Origin of the sequence: Longimicrobium sp. (assembly GCF_036554565.1) — a bacterium.
Lineage (GTDB): Bacteria > Gemmatimonadota > Gemmatimonadetes > Longimicrobiales > Longimicrobiaceae > Longimicrobium.
In genome coordinates, this window is record NZ_DATBNB010000638.1 from 1 (window position 1) to 1796 (window position 1796).

The 1796-nt window shown below is 70.7% G+C and carries 3 protein-coding genes; 2 read left to right on the forward strand and 1 reads right to left on the reverse strand.

Translation table 11 applies throughout. The features are described 5' to 3' along the window. Both VIB55_RS17730 and VIB55_RS17735 read left to right on the forward strand, forming a co-directional pair. On the forward strand, positions 1–657 hold a 657-nt coding region (locus VIB55_RS17730), incomplete at its 5' end, for an SDR family oxidoreductase (RefSeq protein ID WP_331877998.1). 72 nt (positions 658–729) lie between these two features. Beyond that, complete coding sequence (locus VIB55_RS17735; RefSeq protein WP_331877999.1) at positions 730–1233, forward strand: DUF2059 domain-containing protein; 504 nt, start codon at positions 730–732, stop codon at positions 1231–1233. A gap of 96 nt (positions 1234–1329) precedes the next feature. Here the strand turns inward: VIB55_RS17735 and VIB55_RS17740 are convergent, their stop codons facing one another. Next, the gene (locus VIB55_RS17740; protein WP_331878000.1) at positions 1330–1560 is read right to left on the reverse strand and encodes a hypothetical protein; all 231 of its coding nucleotides are present in this window, start codon (positions 1558–1560) and stop codon (positions 1330–1332) included. Positions 1561–1796 lie beyond the last annotated feature (236 nt).

Genomic DNA, 1796 nt, shown 5'->3' on the forward strand with positions numbered 1-1796 from the left:
CCCGACTTGGTGATCCACACCGCGTACTCGGCTCGGGAGGGGGAGCGCGACATCTGGCGGGCGACTGAGAGGGTGGTGGCGGCGTGCCTGGAGGCGGGCGCGGCGCTCGTGCACATGAGCACCGACGCGCTGCTCGACGGCGAGAGCGGGCCCTACGCGGAACATGCGGAGCCGGACCCGGTGCACGAGTACGGGCGATGGAAGGCGCGCGCCGAGCTGCACGTCCGCGCGGCGATGCCTAGAGCTGCCGTGGTCCGCACGTCGCTGATCGTGCGGGCGGACCCGCCGGACGCGTCCAGCGCTACCCTGATCGACGCACTGCGCCGCGGCGACCTCGTGCGCCTGTTCACGGACGAGCTGCGCTGCCCGACCGCCGTCGAAGATCTCGCCGCGCAGCTGTGGGAGGTGGCGCGGCTGCCCGCGGACGGGCGTGCGGGGGTGTGGCACCTGGTGGCGCCCGAGGCCGTCAGCCGGTACACGCTGGGCCTGCTGCTCGCCACCCGCCACGGGCTGAACTTGGCCGGCATCACCCCGGTGCCCAGCGCCTCGTCGCCCGTGCCGCGGCCGCGCGACCTGCGACTGCTCACGGCCCGCGCCGACCGCGAGCTGCGCACCCGGGCCCGACCCATCAGCGCCGCGCTGTTCCCGCCGCGGTGACCTTGCGTGTGCCGCCGTCCCCGCCAAGCTTCATCGGAGCACACCCTTCCCCAAAATAGTGGAGGCCTCCCCATGCGGATGATGCGAACCTTGGTGATCGCCTGCGGATTGATGGTGCCCGCGATTGCCGCCGCCCAGCCCACCACCACGCCTGCGCAGCCGGCGACGGCGGTCTCGGACGCGTCGTTGTCGCTGGCGCGCGAGCTTACGACGCTGATGGACCTGGCGGAGAACGCCAGCGCGGGCGTCGACGTGATGCTCGACGCCATGGAGGCACAGGACCCGGAACTCGCCCAGTTCCGTCCCGTCCTGCAGCGGTGGATGCGGAAAATCCTCACCTCCGAAGAGGCATCCGCCGCGTTCGCCCGGATGTACGCGGAGACGTTCACAGAAGCGGAGCTTCGCGACATCGTGACGTTCTTGCGCACGCCCGCGGGACGGAGGTTCGCGGCCGCGCAGGGGCAGCTGACGCGGCGCGGGGGAGAGTTGGGACAGCGGCTGGCGGAAGAGAATCAGGCCGAGCTCGTACAGATGCTGGAGGCCGAGATGCAGGCTCCCCAACCCAAGCAGAACTGAGGCGCCCACACCGCCTGAAACCGACAGCCGGCGATCCCCCGGGGGGACCGCCGGCTGTTTGGCATCAGGGCTCCCGCGCGGCGGGCGCCGTGCGGGCTACGACTGGCCGTGAAGGCGCGCGTGCAGCAGCACCTTGGCGCGGTCGGCCCGCGCGCTGTTCTCCTGCTTCACGGAGCGGAAGAACTCGGCGAGGTTGCTGTCGCCCTCCTGCTCGGCGTCGTGGATGTACTGGTCGTACGTCTCGGCGCCCTGCAGCGCGTGGAAGAGAATGCTGACCAGGTTGTACGTCAGGTCTCCGGTACCGGTGTTGCCCGTGCTGTCCGACATCTAGCGTTCTCCTGAATAAGAGGTTCGTCCCTCAACTGCCGCGTGCGCCCTGCGCAAGACAGGGGCCGCGTGATGGTGACGAAAACGGGGCTCCTGCATCGCTCCGGAACGCCGGTGCGCGCTCCGGGTGCAACTCGCTGGCGCGGCTCGCGCGCGACGTGTATCCTCTTGGTCCGCGCCGTTCCTGCACCACATCCGCAAGCCCCCGCCCGCCTCACGGAGCACTCGATGGAGAT

Excerpts from the sequence above, each read along its gene's own strand:
- VIB55_RS17735 (WP_331877999.1), top strand. The coding sequence starts at position 730 with ATGCGGATGATGCGAACCTTGGTGATCGCCTGCGGATTGATGGTGCCC.
- VIB55_RS17740 (WP_331878000.1), bottom strand. The coding sequence starts at position 1,560 with ATGTCGGACAGCACGGGCAACACCGGTACCGGAGACCTGACGTACAAC.